The 14,346-nt window shown below is 58.4% G+C and carries 19 protein-coding genes; 5 read left to right on the top strand and 14 right to left on the bottom strand.

Features of this window, described 5'->3' with window-relative positions; all coding sequences use genetic code 11:
- Window positions 1-46 precede the first annotated feature (46 nt).
- From DOM57_RS08545 to merT, 6 genes are all read right to left on the bottom strand, one after another.
- A complete protein-coding gene (locus DOM57_RS08545; RefSeq protein WP_110648795.1) occupies window positions 47-373 on the bottom strand; it encodes a four-helix bundle copper-binding protein in 327 nt (108 codons plus the stop codon).
- Window positions 374-999: 626 nt separating this feature from the next.
- Window positions 1,000-2,649, bottom strand: coding sequence for a mercury(II) reductase (gene merA, locus DOM57_RS08540; protein WP_008957401.1), 1,650 nt, complete (start codon window positions 2,647-2,649; stop codon window positions 1,000-1,002).
- Window positions 2,642-2,887, bottom strand: a complete 246-nt coding sequence (gene merF / locus DOM57_RS08535; protein WP_006911916.1) for a mercury resistance system transport protein MerF — start codon at window positions 2,885-2,887, stop codon at window positions 2,642-2,644. The genes merA and merF (DOM57_RS08535) overlap by 8 nt, the downstream gene beginning before the upstream one ends.
- 73 nt (window positions 2,888-2,960) lie before the next feature.
- Window positions 2,961-3,218, bottom strand: a complete 258-nt coding sequence (gene merF, locus DOM57_RS08530) for a mercury resistance system transport protein MerF (protein WP_021031449.1) — start codon at window positions 3,216-3,218, stop codon at window positions 2,961-2,963.
- A 2-nt stretch (window positions 3,219-3,220) separates the two neighbouring features.
- Entirely contained in the window at window positions 3,221-3,517 is a 297-nt protein-coding gene (gene merP / locus DOM57_RS08525) for a mercury resistance system periplasmic binding protein MerP (RefSeq protein WP_006911918.1), read from the bottom strand.
- Between the two features lie 13 nt (window positions 3,518-3,530).
- Window positions 3,531-3,881 (bottom strand): mercuric ion transporter MerT, encoded by a 351-nt coding sequence (merT, locus tag DOM57_RS08520; RefSeq protein WP_006911919.1) that lies wholly within the window; start codon window positions 3,879-3,881, stop codon window positions 3,531-3,533.
- Between the two features lie 73 nt (window positions 3,882-3,954).
- On the opposite strand from merT, the gene merR reads away from it, so the two are divergent.
- The 4 genes from merR (at window position 3,955) to DOM57_RS08500 (ending at window position 6,708) form a co-directional block, all read left to right on the top strand.
- The gene (merR, locus tag DOM57_RS08515; protein WP_006911920.1) at window positions 3,955-4,401 is read left to right on the top strand and encodes an Hg(II)-responsive transcriptional regulator; all 447 of its coding nucleotides are present in this window, start codon (window positions 3,955-3,957) and stop codon (window positions 4,399-4,401) included.
- A 78-nt stretch (window positions 4,402-4,479) separates the two neighbouring features.
- Window positions 4,480-5,781, top strand: coding sequence for an ISL3 family transposase (locus tag DOM57_RS08510; protein ID WP_022997615.1), 1,302 nt, complete (start codon window positions 4,480-4,482; stop codon window positions 5,779-5,781).
- 162 nt (window positions 5,782-5,943) lie between these two features.
- Window positions 5,944-6,258 (top strand): helix-turn-helix domain-containing protein, encoded by a 315-nt coding sequence (locus DOM57_RS08505; RefSeq protein WP_110648794.1) that lies wholly within the window; start codon window positions 5,944-5,946, stop codon window positions 6,256-6,258.
- Window positions 6,259-6,387: 129 nt separating this feature from the next.
- Entirely contained in the window at window positions 6,388-6,708 is a 321-nt protein-coding gene (locus DOM57_RS08500; RefSeq protein ID WP_110648793.1) for a hypothetical protein, read from the top strand.
- A 31-nt stretch (window positions 6,709-6,739) separates the two neighbouring features.
- Here the strand turns inward: DOM57_RS08500 and DOM57_RS08495 are convergent, their stop codons facing one another.
- Genes DOM57_RS08495 through DOM57_RS08475 form a run of 5 tightly spaced genes read right to left on the bottom strand, consistent with a single transcriptional unit; the run spans window position 6,740 to window position 11,494 of the window.
- Window positions 6,740-8,275 (bottom strand): conjugal transfer protein TraG N-terminal domain-containing protein, encoded by a 1,536-nt coding sequence (locus tag DOM57_RS08495; RefSeq protein ID WP_110648792.1) that lies wholly within the window; start codon window positions 8,273-8,275, stop codon window positions 6,740-6,742.
- On the bottom strand, window positions 8,272-8,592 hold the full coding sequence (locus DOM57_RS08490) for a hypothetical protein (protein WP_110648791.1): 321 nt from the start codon (window positions 8,590-8,592) through the stop codon (window positions 8,272-8,274). Before DOM57_RS08490 ends, DOM57_RS08495 begins: the two co-directional genes overlap by 4 nt.
- 53 nt (window positions 8,593-8,645) lie before the next feature.
- The gene (locus tag DOM57_RS08485; RefSeq protein WP_110648790.1) at window positions 8,646-10,091 is read right to left on the bottom strand and encodes a hypothetical protein; all 1,446 of its coding nucleotides are present in this window, start codon (window positions 10,089-10,091) and stop codon (window positions 8,646-8,648) included.
- Window positions 10,092-10,094: 3 nt separating this feature from the next.
- Window positions 10,095-11,063, bottom strand: a complete 969-nt coding sequence (locus DOM57_RS08480) for a TIGR03756 family integrating conjugative element protein (protein WP_239496158.1) — start codon at window positions 11,061-11,063, stop codon at window positions 10,095-10,097.
- A complete protein-coding gene (locus tag DOM57_RS08475; protein WP_239496157.1) occupies window positions 11,060-11,494 on the bottom strand; it encodes a TIGR03757 family integrating conjugative element protein in 435 nt (144 codons plus the stop codon). Before DOM57_RS08475 ends, DOM57_RS08480 begins: the two co-directional genes overlap by 4 nt.
- Before the next feature lie 179 nt (window positions 11,495-11,673).
- Here DOM57_RS08475 and DOM57_RS08470 point away from each other — a divergent pair, with 179 nt between their 5' ends.
- Complete coding sequence (locus DOM57_RS08470; RefSeq protein WP_110648789.1) at window positions 11,674-12,570, top strand: hypothetical protein; 897 nt, start codon at window positions 11,674-11,676, stop codon at window positions 12,568-12,570.
- Between the two features lie 38 nt (window positions 12,571-12,608).
- Here the strand turns inward: DOM57_RS08470 and DOM57_RS08465 are convergent, their stop codons facing one another.
- The 3 genes from DOM57_RS08465 to DOM57_RS08455 form a co-directional block, all read right to left on the bottom strand.
- Window positions 12,609-12,878, bottom strand: coding sequence for an XRE family transcriptional regulator (locus DOM57_RS08465; protein WP_162619496.1), 270 nt, complete (start codon window positions 12,876-12,878; stop codon window positions 12,609-12,611).
- A gap of 136 nt (window positions 12,879-13,014) precedes the next feature.
- The gene (locus DOM57_RS08460; protein ID WP_110648787.1) at window positions 13,015-13,590 is read right to left on the bottom strand and encodes a hypothetical protein; all 576 of its coding nucleotides are present in this window, start codon (window positions 13,588-13,590) and stop codon (window positions 13,015-13,017) included.
- Window positions 13,587-14,327: a DsbC family protein gene (locus DOM57_RS08455; RefSeq protein ID WP_162619495.1), complete on the bottom strand. Its 741-nt coding sequence runs from the start codon at window positions 14,325-14,327 to the stop codon at window positions 13,587-13,589. The genes DOM57_RS08460 and DOM57_RS08455 overlap by 4 nt, the downstream gene beginning before the upstream one ends.
- Window positions 14,328-14,346 lie beyond the last annotated feature (19 nt).

Below are 14,346 nucleotides of genomic sequence, written 5' to 3'. Positions count from 1 at the left end.
AAGTACGCTTCGATACAATGAAGCGAACCTTGCTATCAGCCCTTCTTTACGCCATAGCAGCGCACTCTTCAGCACAGCGATGACATGCCTTGGCACATTCCTGGCAGTGCTCAGCATCATGCTTGGCACACTCGTCGCCGCACTTCTTGCAGATATCTGCACAGATCCTGCAAACTTCGCTAGCATATTCACTACCCTGTGCCATCAAGGAAGCAGCCAGACGGCAAATCTGTGCACATTGCATATCCAGGCGAATGCATTCTGCCATCATTTTGACATCATCTTCCTTCAGGCAAGCGATTGCGCAGGTGTCACAGTAGGTTGCACATACGTTGCAAGCTTCTATACAGGACTTATATTTTCCGAAATTCATCTCTACTCCTTAGCGACCTTACCTTCCGTCCGTTGCTTGAAAAGGTATGTCTGCTGCGTTAAAAACACCTTTTAAGGTGTAGTTACTGCATGCAGATTGATCAAGCATTGGTAAAATTTATTTGCTTAATTTTCCTATCTTGTTGATTAGGCAACACTTTGGTTTTGTATGGACTGGATGGCACCTTCCCCGCTTCATCGCATCACCTGAAAAGGTTTTCGACTACTAGGTAGTAGACAAGCATTCCAATCGAATTTTATCTATAAATGGTAAACGTAGCTGGATCGTATGTATGGAAACGACTGTATAATTCTGGGTATCCGGATTATCTGGTTGGTATGCGAGAGCTAAAGGTGGCCGACAAACTCAACCCACAACGGATTAGCTGGTTGATGGCTCGCTGAGTACGCTCACTTGCTAGAGAGCAGATACTTCACCAAACAGGCGATGCCCAGGACCAGTAGCAATAGTAGGGCAATTCCGATCACTGGCATTATCCAGCCCATCGCCCCCATCATCCCGCAATCTGGTAGTGTCGTGTTCATCGTGACAGGGCTCCCTGTGGTGTCCATGCCCAAAACCCGTGGTGCCGCCGCCCAGTGGCACCACGGTCGCGCTCATATCGTTCACCCGGCACAGCAGGACAACTGCGTCACATCCTTGGTGAAAGTCTGGGCACAGAGCTTGAGCCCTTCCACCATGGTCAGGTAGGGAAACAGCTCATTGGCGATGTCGTGTACGGTCATGCGTGCGCGTAGCGCCATCACCGCCGTCTGGATCAGCTCACCGGCTTCCCCCGCCACCGCCTGCACCCCCAGCAACCGGCCCGAGTCGCGTTCGGCCACCAGCTTGATGAAACCACCGGTGTCGAAATTCACCAGCGCACGCGGCACGTTTTCCAGGTCCAGCTCACGGGTATCGACGCTGAAGCCTTGCTCGATGGCCTCGGCTTCCGTCAGGCCGACGGTGGCCACCTGGGGGTCGGTGAAGATCACCGCCGGCATGGCGCTCAGGTCCAGGGTGGCTTCGCCCCCGGTCATGTTGACGGCAGCCCGGCTGCCCCCGGCGGCGGCGACATAGACGAACTCCGGCTGATCGGTGCAGTCACCGGCGGCATAGAGCCCCGGCACCGTGGTGTGCAGATGCTCATCGACCAGAATAGCCCCATGTGCGGTTTCCACGCCGAGGCTCGCCAGGTTCAGGGCCTCGGTATTGGGTGTCCGTCCGGTGGCCACCAGCAGTTGATCCGCCCGCAAGGTGCCGGCGTTGGTGTCGACAATGAATTCATTGTCGGTGTAGTCCACACGGCTCGCCTGGGTCTGCTTGAGGACCTCGATGCCCTCGCGGCGAAACGCCGCCTCCACCGCATCCCCTACCGCCGGGTCTTCCTGGGAGAGCAGGCGGCTGCGGGCCAGCACCGTGACCCGGCTGCCCAGCCTGGCGAAGGCCTGGGCCAGTTCCAGGGCCACCACCGAGGCGCCGATCACAATCAGCCGCTCGGGAAGAGTGTCCAGGGCCAGAGCACTGGTAGAGGTCAGGTAGGGGGTGTCGGCAAGACCCGGGATCGGCGGTACTGCCGGTCGGGCGCCAGTACCGATGAAGGCGCGGTCGAAGTGGACGACCTGCTCGCCGCCCTCGTTCAGCTTGACCATCAGGCTATGGGCATCGATAAACCGGGCCTCGCCGTGCAGGACAGTGATGGCCGGGTGGTCGCGCAGAATCCCCTCGTACTTGGCGTCACGCAGTTCCTCGACACGTCGCTGCTGCTGCTCGAGCAGCTTGGCCCGATCCACCACCGGCGCCTGGGCGCTCAGGCCTGCATCGAAGGGACTTTCCGTACGCAAGTGGGCAATATGGGCCGCGCGAATCATGATCTTCGAAGGCACACAGCCTGTATTGACACAGGTACCGCCGACGGTGCCGCGTTCGATCAGGGTGATCCGGGCGCCGCGCTCGGCGGCCTTCAGGGCCGCCGCCATGGCGGCGCCGCCGCTGCCGATCACCGCGATGTGCGGGGCGTCTTCATCACGGCCCTTGGACACCGATGCGCCTGCCGGGGAAGTGGGCCCACTGTTGGCCAGTCGAGCTTGGTAGCCAAGTCGGGTCACGGCAAACGTCAACGCCGAGGCCGGTGTCCCCGGATCAACGGCTACCGATGCCGTCCTCTGAGGATAGGATACCTCCACCGACTGCACGCCGGGCAGCTTCTCCAAGGCTTCCCTGACATGATCCGCACAGCGGTCACAGGTCATGCCGCTCACGTTGAGTTCAATCATCACGTTTCTCCGAGTCTTCATTAGTAAAGCCGGCATCCTGCTTCCGCTTGTGGTATCGCGCGTAGAGAGGTAAGCCGATGACGATGGCCAGGACGGCAAACAGCAGGTAATCGAGATAGCCTGCCAACGCGGCCAGGCCCGCCGTACCGAATAGCACCAGGGCGATTGGCCCGGCGCAACACAGCACCATCAACCCGGTGCCAAGCACGACGCTTAAAAATTTCTGCGAATCTTTCACGCTTATTCCTTCACCGTGACGGACAAGCTCGTAAACAACTCACCCGATGACCGCGATGTGCAGCTGCTTGATGTCACTCAGGGGGCGTATTCCTTGATTTGATAGAGCAGTTGTCACAACAGGCGTCGAACTGCTTCTTACGCCAAATCGCATAAATGGTCAGGCCGATGAAGAAGGCCAGGGCCGGCAATAACACAACGTCGAGATAGCCCGTCAGCGCCGCCAGGCCCACCGTGCCAAGCAGGATCACCAGGATCGGCGTAAAGCAGCACAATGCCACCAGGACGGTGCCGATCACGCTCACGCGCAGCAGGGTCTTGGGATTCTTCATGATCACTCTCGATCCGCTTGCGAGGATGTCGGGGTTGATGGATACCCAGCGTTGGTGGTGGCCTCGGTCAATGCCTCCACCGACGTTCGGGCGTCGTCAAAGGTGACCACGGCCTCGAGATCCGCGTAGCTCACGTCGACTTGCGAGACGCCGTCCACCTTGTTGAGGGCGGCCTTGACGGTGATCGGGCAGGCGGCACAGGTCATGCCCGGCACCGACAGCTTCACGGTCTGCAAGGCCGCTAAGGCGGGCGTGCTGAGCAGGGCGAGTAGCGCGATGAAGGCGAAACGAGCTTTCATGGTAGATCTCCTTTTAATAGAACAAGGGCAAGACGTAGGGGAATACCAGGGCGATTAGCACCAGCAGCGATACGAGCCAGAAGATCGCCTTGTAGCCCGTCCTGACCCGTGGCACGGCACACACCTCTCCCGGCTGGCACTTTTCCACTGGCCGAAAGACGCGACGCCAGGCGAAGAACATCGCCACCAGCGCGACGCCGATAAAGAGCGGGCGATAGCGCTCCAGCGACGCCAGATTGCTGATCCAGGCGCCGGAAACGCCCAGCGTGATCAGAACCAGCGGGCCGAGGCAACACGCCGAGGCCAGGAGGGCCGCGACTCCTCCGGCGGCCAGGGGCCCTCGCCCCGTTTTAGATGTCCGCATTGACGATTCTCCTTTCGGGATGGGGGGAGCTACGATAAGGTTACTTCCGTAGCTTGGTACGGAGTCAAGCATCATGAAGAGACATGCAGATAAAGTGGCGGACACCATGACCATTGGCGGCCTGGCCAAGGCGGCCGGCGTCAATGTCGAGACAATCCGCTATTACCAGCGACGAGGGCTATTATCGGAGCCCGAACGACCTCCCGGAGGTATTCGACGCTATAGTGCCGCCGATATCGACAGGTTGACGTTCGTGAAAACGGCGCAGCAGCTAGGCTTTAGTCTGGATGAGATCAGTGACCTACTTCGGCTGGAAGATGGCGCCCACTGTCAAGAAGCCAGTGCTCTCGCAGAGCACAAGTTAGGGGACGTTCGCGAGAAGATCGACAGGCTTGAAAGAATTGAGAAGGTGCTGAGCGAAATGGTCGACCGATGCCATGCACAACAAGGCAATATCACTTGCCCGCTAATTGCGTCATTGCATGAAGGGCTCAGAGAAGCAGAAGACCCAAGGGAGTAACTCACCTTCAGTTCGTAGAAAACAACGCGGTCAAAGAGTCGCGATCATCTATAGACCATGTCGACAAGGAAAGTTTGCATGACCAGCTTGCCTGACAACATCCTTCACCTTCCCGAGTACCACGTCCTAGCCACCAAGATGGAAGAGCATGATCTCCACTACCAGGTTGAAGCTCCTGAGCCTCTAGCTTGCGAGGAATGCGGCGTTGAGAGTGAGTTTGTCAGGTTCGGTAAGCGCGATGTGGCCTATCGCGACCTACACATCCACGGAAAGCGGGTCACCCTCTGGGTGGTCCGTCGCCGCTACACCTGCCGGGCGTGTGGAAGGACGTTCCGGCCAGCTCTTCCGGAAATGGTAGACGATCACCGCATGACGCGGAGGCTTTACAACCACGTCGAGAAGGAAGCCTTCAATCACCCCTACGCCTACGTGGCTGATACCACGGGCCTCGACGAGAAGACTGTCCGCGAGATATTCAAGAAGAAGGCTGAGTTCCTGGCAGCCTGGCATCGCTTCGAGACACCCCGCTGCCTGGGGATCGACGAGCTGTACCTGAACCGCCGCTACCGCTGCATCCTGACCAACCTGGAGGAGCGTACCCTACTGGACCTGCTGCCCGGTCGCCAGCAGGACGCGGTGACGAGGCGCCTCATGAGCATGACCGAGCGCCACCAGGTCGAGATCGTCAGCATGGATATGTGGAAACCGTACCGCCGTGCTGTCCAGGCGGTGCTGCCGCAGGCTCGCATTGTGGTCGATAAGTTCCACGTCGTGCGAATGGCCAACGAGGCCTTGGAAAAGGTCCGCAAGGGGCTCAGGAAAAAGCTGACGTCCAACCAGCGCCGAACCCTCAAGGGTGACCGGAAGATCCTGCTGAAGCGCGCTCACGATGTCTCAGATCGCGAACGGCTCATCATGGAGACCTGGACAGGGGCATTCCCCCAGCTCTTGGCGGCCTACGAGCACAAGGAGCGGTTCTTCCACATCTGGGACGCCACAACCCGGCGTGACGCCGAGAAGGCGCTGACTGCCTGGATTGACGACATCCCACAGGGGCAAAAGGAGGTCTGGAAAGATCTCGTCAGTGCTATCAGTGGCTGGCATGAGGAGATGCTGACCTACTTCGAGACCGACATCCCGATCACCAACGCCTTCACGGAGTCAATCAACCGGCTGGCCAAGGATAAGAACCGCGATGGCCGTGGCTACTCATTCGAGGTGATGCGGGCCCGGATGCTCTACACCACCAAGCACAAGAAGAAGGTGCCGCAGACCAAGGAATCCCCCTTCCTGGGCAAGGCCACCATGACCTACAGCATGGGTCTTCCCGAGCCTGAGATAAACTACGGCGTCGATCTATCAACCTTCTGGGAGAGTTAAGGGTTCGAAGGAGCAAGGGGGCTCCATCTACCACTTAATCCGAATACCCCAATTTTGGCTATTCACGATCTATGGTAAGGATGTCCAGGACGATCTCACACCTGATCAGAGAAAAGTGTTGAAGCAGTTGCTTGAAGTCGAGATCGACGCGAGGAAACGAAAATGAGCAGGAATATCTTCGATGAGGTACTTGAAGGCTTCGATGCCCTTGCCGATTCGCGGAAGGGAAAGCGGACGCTGAGATCGCACTCAGTCAAACCATCCAGCTTGCCGGACATCACCGCCCGAGACCTGGTTCAAACACGCGAAAAGCTGAATATGTCTCAAGGGGTCTTTGCCCATTACCTACGTACCAACCAGCGGACGCTGGAGAACTGGGAGCAAGGTCGATCGAAGCCCAATGCACAAGCGCAGACCCTAATTCGGCTGGTACAGCGATACCCGCAAACGATCGAGCATCTCGCCGAGCTGGATTGACACAATAGAAGCTGATTCAGGTAAGGCCTCATGACATAACCACTTGCCCGCGAACACAGCTAAAATTGCACTGGTCCAACTTACGGACTAACCTGACATTCAGGTATGTCTAATGCAAGGAGGTGTCCCATGAGCATCAAGAAATGGCTCTGGAACGACAACGCCTCCGACCTGGTCAACCGCCGGGGCGGTGGCAAGCTACTCGACGAGCAGCGCCTGGACGCTGCACGCGACGCCGTGCGCAAGCACGCCCCCATAGCCAAGCAGATCACCCGCGAAGCCTTCAAGGCGGCAGGTATGGCACTAGGCGCGCTGGCCAGTGCGGCTGCGGCTTCTGCATCAAGTGAGAGCCGCAACAGCCAAGATGAGAGCAGCGGTGCGTTTACCCAGTTGCGGGATGGCCCGGAAGGTATTGGTTACTACCAAGGCGGCATAAAGGTAGATGACTAACAAGCAATGGGAGCTAGATGCTCCCATTCTTTTACTTCGCACCTTTTGTTGCTGCGCTAGTTGCAATACTTGCTCCCTTGTTACCTGCAGCCTTAGCTCCATTGGTCCCAGACTCGAGGCCAGCAGAGATAGCTCCTCCTAGCTTCATGCCAGACCAACCAAGCACGGCCACCCAAATACCAGGTAAAAGCAAAAACGTCGCCCACTCCACGAACAGCAGCGGCAGCCGGTCGTAGGTGTTCTGTGCGGCCGCGAGGAAGCTCATCTTGGCCGCTTCGGAGTTATAGATCAGATCCACCAGGTTCGAGTTGAGCCAGCGGGCCAGTTCCCACCAGAACGTCAGGAACCAGAGGGCGAACAGCCCAAACGTCGCTGTTCCAGCCACCTTGAACGAGTAGCCCGAGATCGTCATCACGAATGGCAGGCAGATCACCACCGCCATGATCAGCAGGTACTGCACCATCGGCAGCGCGCGCTTCACCATATCCATCCCCACCTTGCCGGTGGCACCCACCACGGCACCCCCAATGCCCCCCACGGCCGTGGAAAGGACATCACCGACATCATCCAATGCGCCGCCGTCGAGGTTGCCGTAGCCCCGGATGGCAGAAGCCTGGTTGCCGTTGGCCGATCCCGTTCTTTCGCTGATCATCCGTCGGATCACGTAGTCCTCCGCATCCGCGCTCGAGAAAATCGACCCGAAGCTGTCCCAGAATCCTGGCTCGACCTGCTCATGAAGACGCGCATAGAGACCACTACCAGCGGCTGTCCACCATTCACGGCAACTCGGATATCCAGGTTGCCCCGGCCCCGTCCCTGGGCGCGCCTGGTCGCGGCTGGCGTTGTAGGGAAACCCCTCCACCGGCCGGCCGGCGTAGAACGAGTCGTAGTAGCCAGGTGTCTCGATGAAATACTCACTTCCCAGCCAGTCGACATCCATGCCCTCAGAGGGCTCGATCGTACCGCCTTCCTGAAAGAGCTTATTGCGAGCCGCGCCATAGCATTGACGCTGGAACTCACCTACCTCGCGCTTGAGTCCTGGATCCGTGATCGACTGTGCATCGACCTCGGAAGTCACGGCCAGCAGATCCGGGCTACACGGAATGCTGGATACCGCCGCATTGGTCATGCCCTTGGAAATGGCATGAACGAAGGCCCACCACAGCGGGATATCGGCGGTCTGTCCATCGATCGCGTTGAGCGTATTACTGCCCCACTCGCCCTGACCGATCACCGCAACGCTGCACTGAGAGCCATCCGCGTTCTGACGCTCGATGTTATTGACAGGGTTGATCGACAGGTTCATGACCGGCAGGCACGTCACCGCATAGCAGATGACCATGGCGATCAGTTTCGTTTCGAGCCGGGCAACCAGCAGCACCCCCTTGTTCCCCTCGTCCTCGCCCTCCTGGCGCACCTTGAACCACTCGGAAGCGATCAGTGCAATGAAGGGAACGAAGGCAAGCCCCGTCTGCATCATGACCGACCACAGGGCGTTGTTGATTACCCACCCCATGATCAGGAAGACCATCTCCAGGTAATCAGAGACATTGAGATCGGCGGTCATCGGCCACCTCCCATCCAGTCGAGCAGATTGAAGAATTCAATGGCCACCATGACGCCGATCGCGTATCGCTCCAGTCGCTTCATGCGCGATCGCGCTTCTTCTCCACCGTCATCGTCTTCACCCAGTTGACGGACGAGACGGGGGCGCCAGAGTTTTAGCCACCACAGCACCAAACCGGCGTAACAAGCCCACCGCCAGAGGAATAACCAGGGTGTTGCTTGCCCCCAGGCTGCCTCGAAAGCCACCTGGCTGCCCATCATCCGAATGCCCAACGCAACGATGGCCCCACACACCACAAAGGCACCGATCAACGCCATGCCAAAGACCACCAGTGATGGCCATCGTCTGGGATCCAGTAGCCGGGGAAGGGTCATGGCGTGGCCCCCGCAGTCGGGCGGCCACGCTCATCGAGCGCCGGTGTCGGCAGCGTCGTCTCATCCGGGCTGGAACCGGCAGCCCGATTCGCCGCACGCTTGAGTGCCGACAAGGCGGCGTTGCTGGCCAGGGACTGACGAATCTCCATCTCGCTCTTGAGCAACTCGATATCGCGATTGAAGGCATCGATCTTGCGATCCAGTGCCGTCATCCCCTCCTCATTGCTCTCAATACCTGGATCGCTTGTCCCGGCCATCAGCATCCGGCGGCCCCACATCGCCTTGGTCAGCGTTCGAGCCAGTGCCATCTCGCTCGCTAGCCGCTGAGCCAGCAGCGGCCCCTGCGGATCGGAACGCATGGCTTCGATCACGCCACGCGACACAGCCAACCCATCGCCTGCAGACACCTCGTTCAACTTCGCCTGCGTGATCTCTCCACCATTGAGCATCTCCAACAGGTTTTCGTGGATCTCCTGCTGTGCTTCCTCTAGCTCACGTACCAGGCCCGTACCCGCAATGCTCTCGCTCTTTTCACAGCCGTTGCAGGTGCGAAGCTCGGTGTCGCCAACAATCGATTTGGTCCACTCGGCGGCTTCTTCCGGGGATCCCCAGATCGTACACATGCCGCCCTGACAGTCGCCGCCACCTCCGCCACCACTCCCACCCGCGATACCACCGCCGCCGATCCAATCCCCACTGGATGTCGCGACGGACCCCCAACCTCCACCGCCTCCCGAAACCTCCTCGTCAGAGGTGGGATCGGTGCGCCCATAGAGCAGGTTGTACCCCGCCTTGGCGGTATCCTCGACCACCCGCACGGGTTCCTGGCCAGCCCCTCCTCGGCGTTGACCGCCGACCCACGTGCGGCCATTATCCCCCGCTTCCTGCTCAACGGTGTTTTGTGCCGCAACGGCGTCGGTAGTCGATGCCGCCACGTCATGCCAGTTCTCCGCCATTGCGGCCTGCTGCATACGATCTCCAACGGTGGCGTCAGCCAACTGCTCCGCCATGCGTTGGCATGACAATTTAGACTTGTCGAAGTCGACTCGGCCCTGGAGCACACCATTGGTCAGCAGATCGTAGAGCGCAGGATTGGCCCGCTGGATAATCATCGCCGGCAGGCTCGCCACGGCCCCGGTGGCATTGGAAACCACATTGCCCATCATGGACTGGAAGCCGTTGGTGACGCCGTTCAACTGATTGCTGACGGTCGAACCGATGTCGAAGTTTCCACACGACGCGTTCACGTTCCAGGCCACCCCGATGCCACGAGCCCGAGGACCATGGCCAAGGCCAGCCGATGCCCCAAACGGAGCTGCACCTCCGATGTCGTAGTAAAGGCTATCGGAGGACTGCGCATTGGCCATGATCGGAGCTGTCAGCGCAAGTGAGAGGGTCAGTGCCCGAATGCCTCCACGGGACAGACGGTAATGTCGATTCATCGATTACTCTCCTGTAAACCACAGCAGTTCCTGCCCACGGCGCTGACAACACCGGTAGGGTCGCCACAACGCCCAGACGTAATCGCCAGGCTCACGCAGGTCGTTGTCCTGGCCACCGTCGGGGAACAGCGAGCAGGACATCGTGAGGTTGGGTTCGAGCCGCTGCCACTTGTGAGTGTTGTCATCACCCTCCATCACGGGATCCGGCACCCAGAATCCACTCTGAGGCGAGTCGTGGGGCGTCAATGGCTGATAAACATGCGGCTGCCCTTCGCGCGTCAGGATATCGGCGGCCCGCTGTGCGGTGGAGGCGGCGACCTTGTAGTCGTGGTATTGGGAAACGAACCCACTTCTCGGATAGATAGGGCTCCACAGATCTCCTGGAGCGCCCATCTCTCTCATGCCTGGCGTCAACGCTTCGGGATACGCCGACTCAGGGACACCCGAGCGCCACGCCAGGGCGTCCAGCGTCGAGATGAAATAGGGATTGAACGAGACGGCTTCACCACTGCACATGAAACCCAGGTCGTAGGGACTGCCCTGGAAGTAGCTGTAAAAGCCGGGATTGCCGGGATGGCCAACGACGTCCACATTCTTGAAGTGGGTGTTGGAGTGGCGCGTCGTGGCTTCTTCGGTCGTCCTGCCTCCTCCGAGCGCGTCCCCTACTGGCGGGGACAGGTAGGACATTTCGGTCCAGGGGTTCTCGCCAGTGTTCTCATAGGAAGAGACGACCAGTTCGGGGACGTAGTTCTTGACCCGAATCGACGTCACGACCGTACAGCCCCAGATGCCACAGTTAAGCCAGGCGCAAATGCCGATCACCTCGTACTCGAGACAATCGAAACTCAAGGCAGATGCGGCGATTTCCGGTGTGGTGATCGCCTTGGCCGGCGGTGCGGCGACAGCTCCCGCCAAAGCCAGCGCTAGTGCCAGCATCCCCCCTGTCAGGACACGTTGCAGTCGCTGAATCATGGCTGCCCCTCCTGCGCTCGGTCGATCTCAGAGAGTGCCTGCGCCACATCGGGCTCGCCATAGACCACGAAGCGGCCATCCACGACCACCGCCGGGATTTTGGTCACGCCCAGCATCCAGGCGCGGGTCAGCCCGGTATAGGCCGATTGGTAGCGAGCCTTCATCTCAGGCCAGTCCGGGCGGGATACCCGCGCCCTCATGGCCTGTCTGGCCCGTTCAGGGTCTGCCGGCAACCCCTGGGAGAGTTGCGCATCCAATCGGGCCGGCGCATCGAGCTCCACGATGGCCGCATCGTCTGGTGCGTGGGTGACAGGCAAACCCGCAATCGTGAAGACCTCGACGCCGGCGCTCGCAGCGCCAGCCAGGCTCATAAAGGTGAAACAGCAGAGCGTTCTGACAACGGCCAGACGCCGTAGATGTGGTAGGGGCATGGCTGACTCCACGCGCAGCGGATGGATCCAGCCATCAGGTGTACCGGGGTCAGTGGGAGTCGGCAGTAGAGAATGTTAAATGGATTGGGTAGCGTTTTTAGCATTCGACGTGACTGGGAAAATGACCGCGTTACACTCGGAGCCTGCATCCACTCTACTGACCAATCTGGGGAGTCAGCATGGACGTCTATAAGCTACAAACGTCGGATTGGGATGAACTTCCATTGGATAAGGAGACTTTTGAAGCCTCCACGGGTAAGCAAAAGCCTTGGTACACCAACAACCGAGGTGGGGATCCGGCCACCTTCGCTGTGTGTCCTGGATGTGACAATCCAATCTTGATTTTGGGGTTTCTGTTTAAATTAGCCAACACCGACGCCCCTTATGCACGCCACTACCAGGGTAATGTAGAAGGACTTGCAGAGTATCGTGATTGGGCCTACGAAAACTGCCCTTACTCTAACCCTCAGGAATATGATCGAAACTCTCGGCGACCTGCGGCAGATCCCCTAGGCGACAAGATACTGGATATTCTTGTACCTAATTTCGACCGAGTGGTTTATTTGTTGGAGAAGGATATTGGGATCAGGATTTCATATGCCCTGGCCAAACAAATGCTAGAGGATTATAGGGACTGGGATGGGCATCTTTACATGGGGGCAACACTCCAGAATATTCCTTGGGTGTTTGCCTATATGACGGTCTCAAAGAGCCTAGCGGGGCGCGTTGTGTTTAATAACCCAGAGTTGCTTGCAGCCATAGAGGAGCACCAGGTGCGAGGTGTGGTGATTGACCATAAAAGTCATCGGATTGGTTGGCAAGAAGGGAAGTACCTATCGCTGGATGTCTGCTTTATCCATCACAGGGCACGTCACAGCAATCAACATCTCGAAGAAACTATGGTGATGCAAGTCACCACCGGACGACCTCCTCATGCCAGGGAAATTTACCGACAGACAATCGAATTTAACCGGGATCACTTCAAAAACCTGCTCAATATGTCGCCAGAAAGGGCAAAGCGACCCCGGCGGGAAGAACTGGTTGAGTTGGCGGAGGAAATTCTGGGCACTCGCTGATAAGCCATGCCCAGAGGGCAGCGTGCCACAACAGATTGCTAGTCCAGCGGGGCGTGCTTGAAGTCGAGCGAGTAGCGTTGTTTTAGATCCCACCACCATTGAGCAGGGAGTTTAGGAACGGCCCCTTCCAGCTCTGCCGCACGAATGCATTCCAACACAGTTTCGAGCCCAAGGCTGAAGGCGTGATGACTGTCTTTCATCGCAAAAACCATGTACTCGTCACAGCTCAGATCGGCCTCTTCACAGGGCGGTGGGGACTCATTCAGCCTTGCCGGGTTGTCAAGCGCATCATTTCTATCATCAGTCATGATCAAGGCTCTCCTCTCCTGGTGGTGCGTGCCTAGCCCAGGGTCACTGTCACTGGAAGGTGCAGTGCCAGTCATCGGGAAATGTTAAACGAGAGCGTAAGGGTTTGCTGTAAGCAGTTGGAATTTGATAACTCTACTACCTAGAGTATCCAACGATTTGGACCATATCAGCTCCCCGTGCCTGCCATGGCGCTGACGCCAGATGGATTCGTTTCAGAAGCTGCGCTTCAAGCGGCGACGCATCAGTGTGCTGCCAATAGAAAGTTCGGCTTCTCAACTCGAGCAAGGGGATTTCTGCCGAGACTAGTATTTCGCCATCGTCAGCCTCCTCCACCAGGTCATCCTGACAATTTTCGAGCAGGAGGCCTTCGAGGGGTTCATCACCGGCGATGATGGCCAGGAACGTCTCTACTTCCGATGGTTCGAGTACGATAGGGGCAGCGTCTCGAACGGGCTGCAAGGCAACGCACCCAGGACCGTCTAAGTCGTACTGGTAGGCATACATCACAACCTGTCTGTCGGCACGTACCAGATCCCAATACCGATTAACTGCTTTTTTCAGCTCGCCCGGTATCGAGTAATCCGGCCACTCTTTTTCGAGCGCTTCCCACTCTCCCTCGAGCCATAACCGCAGAAATGTGGCCGGTTCATCGTCACCAATCGCAAACTGCATAGCTTCAGTGAAAATCTGTCGCTGTCGCATCGGATTCATGAGCTGGATCTCTTGATCGCCTCAATTAGCTGCTGCGCGGGCACATACCCCTCGCCCATCTCGCCATTGGGGAGAACGATCGAGGGCGTACCCTTCACACCAAACCGCTGCCCCAGCGCAAAGCCGTTCGACACAGCAGCCGAGCAGCTATCCGTCGGCGTGGCTTCCAGCGCCTCCCCCCGAAAGGCAGCCGTCATTGCTGCTCGGGGGGATTCAGAGCACATCACCTGAGCCAGTTGACGTGCGGCTGGGGATTGACTGCCATCGCGTGGGAATGGCACGTAATGCACCTCGACGCCGGCAGCCGTCAACTGACCGATCTCCTGATGCAACATCTGGCAATAAGGGCAGGTCGTGTCACTGAACACCGTGATCGTACCGATCGATTCCCCCATAGCAGGAAACACGACAATTTGATCGGAGCTCAATCCGGCGAGCTGAGCCAATCTTCCTTCCCGGTCGTTCTGCTCGGTCATATTGACCAGGCCATCCGGAGAATTGTCATAGAGACTGCCCAGCACCATGTAACGGCCCGCTGCATCGCTATAGACGGTGTCACCGTTCTTCAAGCGAACCTCGTAGATCTGCCCTTCGAGCGGCACCGGCTGCACCGATTCCGGCGTCAACGTCTGTCCGTTGATCGTGAGGCTCTGCAACGCGGCAGGAGGATCCGTGTCCGGCGTATCAGTGAGAGAGAGTCCGGCACCGTTTGCGGGTACCGAGAGGACCAGCGACAAGGCACATCCTGACAACAGC

Origin of the sequence: Salinicola peritrichatus (assembly GCF_003206715.1) — a bacterium.
Classification (GTDB): domain Bacteria; phylum Pseudomonadota; class Gammaproteobacteria; order Pseudomonadales; family Halomonadaceae; genus Salinicola; species Salinicola peritrichatus.
Note: the sequence above shows the minus strand (reverse complement) of the source record. Positions and strands in the feature narration are given on the sequence as shown.

Excerpts from the sequence above, each read along its gene's own strand:
- DOM57_RS08505 (WP_110648794.1), top strand. The coding sequence starts at position 5,944 with ATGAGCAGGAATATCTTCGATGAGGTACTTGAAGGCTTCGATGCCCTT.
- merR (WP_006911920.1), top strand. The coding sequence starts at position 3,955 with ATGAAGAGACATGCAGATAAAGTGGCGGACACCATGACCATTGGCGGC.
- DOM57_RS08545 (WP_110648795.1), bottom strand. The coding sequence starts at position 373 with ATGAATTTCGGAAAATATAAGTCCTGTATAGAAGCTTGCAACGTATGT.
- merA (WP_008957401.1), bottom strand. The coding sequence starts at position 2,649 with ATGATTGAACTCAACGTGAGCGGCATGACCTGTGACCGCTGTGCGGAT.
- DOM57_RS08480 (WP_239496158.1), bottom strand. The coding sequence starts at position 11,063 with ATGATTCAGCGACTGCAACGTGTCCTGACAGGGGGGATGCTGGCACTA.
- DOM57_RS08490 (WP_110648791.1), bottom strand. The coding sequence starts at position 8,592 with ATGGCGTTGATCGGTGCCTTTGTGGTGTGTGGGGCCATCGTTGCGTTG.
- merP (WP_006911918.1), bottom strand. The coding sequence starts at position 3,517 with ATGAAAGCTCGTTTCGCCTTCATCGCGCTACTCGCCCTGCTCAGCACG.
- DOM57_RS08460 (WP_110648787.1), bottom strand. The coding sequence starts at position 13,590 with ATGAATCCGATGCGACAGCGACAGATTTTCACTGAAGCTATGCAGTTT.
- DOM57_RS08465 (WP_162619496.1), bottom strand. The coding sequence starts at position 12,878 with ATGACTGATGATAGAAATGATGCGCTTGACAACCCGGCAAGGCTGAAT.
- DOM57_RS08485 (WP_110648790.1), bottom strand. The coding sequence starts at position 10,091 with ATGAATCGACATTACCGTCTGTCCCGTGGAGGCATTCGGGCACTGACC.
- DOM57_RS08470 (WP_110648789.1), top strand. The coding sequence starts at position 11,674 with ATGGACGTCTATAAGCTACAAACGTCGGATTGGGATGAACTTCCATTG.
- merT (WP_006911919.1), bottom strand. The coding sequence starts at position 3,881 with ATGCGGACATCTAAAACGGGGCGAGGGCCCCTGGCCGCCGGAGGAGTC.
- DOM57_RS08475 (WP_239496157.1), bottom strand. The coding sequence starts at position 11,494 with ATGCCCCTACCACATCTACGGCGTCTGGCCGTTGTCAGAACGCTCTGC.
- DOM57_RS08495 (WP_110648792.1), bottom strand. The coding sequence starts at position 8,275 with ATGACCGCCGATCTCAATGTCTCTGATTACCTGGAGATGGTCTTCCTG.
- DOM57_RS08510 (WP_022997615.1), top strand. The coding sequence starts at position 4,480 with ATGACCAGCTTGCCTGACAACATCCTTCACCTTCCCGAGTACCACGTC.
- merF (WP_021031449.1), bottom strand. The coding sequence starts at position 3,218 with ATGAAGAATCCCAAGACCCTGCTGCGCGTGAGCGTGATCGGCACCGTC.
- DOM57_RS08500 (WP_110648793.1), top strand. The coding sequence starts at position 6,388 with ATGAGCATCAAGAAATGGCTCTGGAACGACAACGCCTCCGACCTGGTC.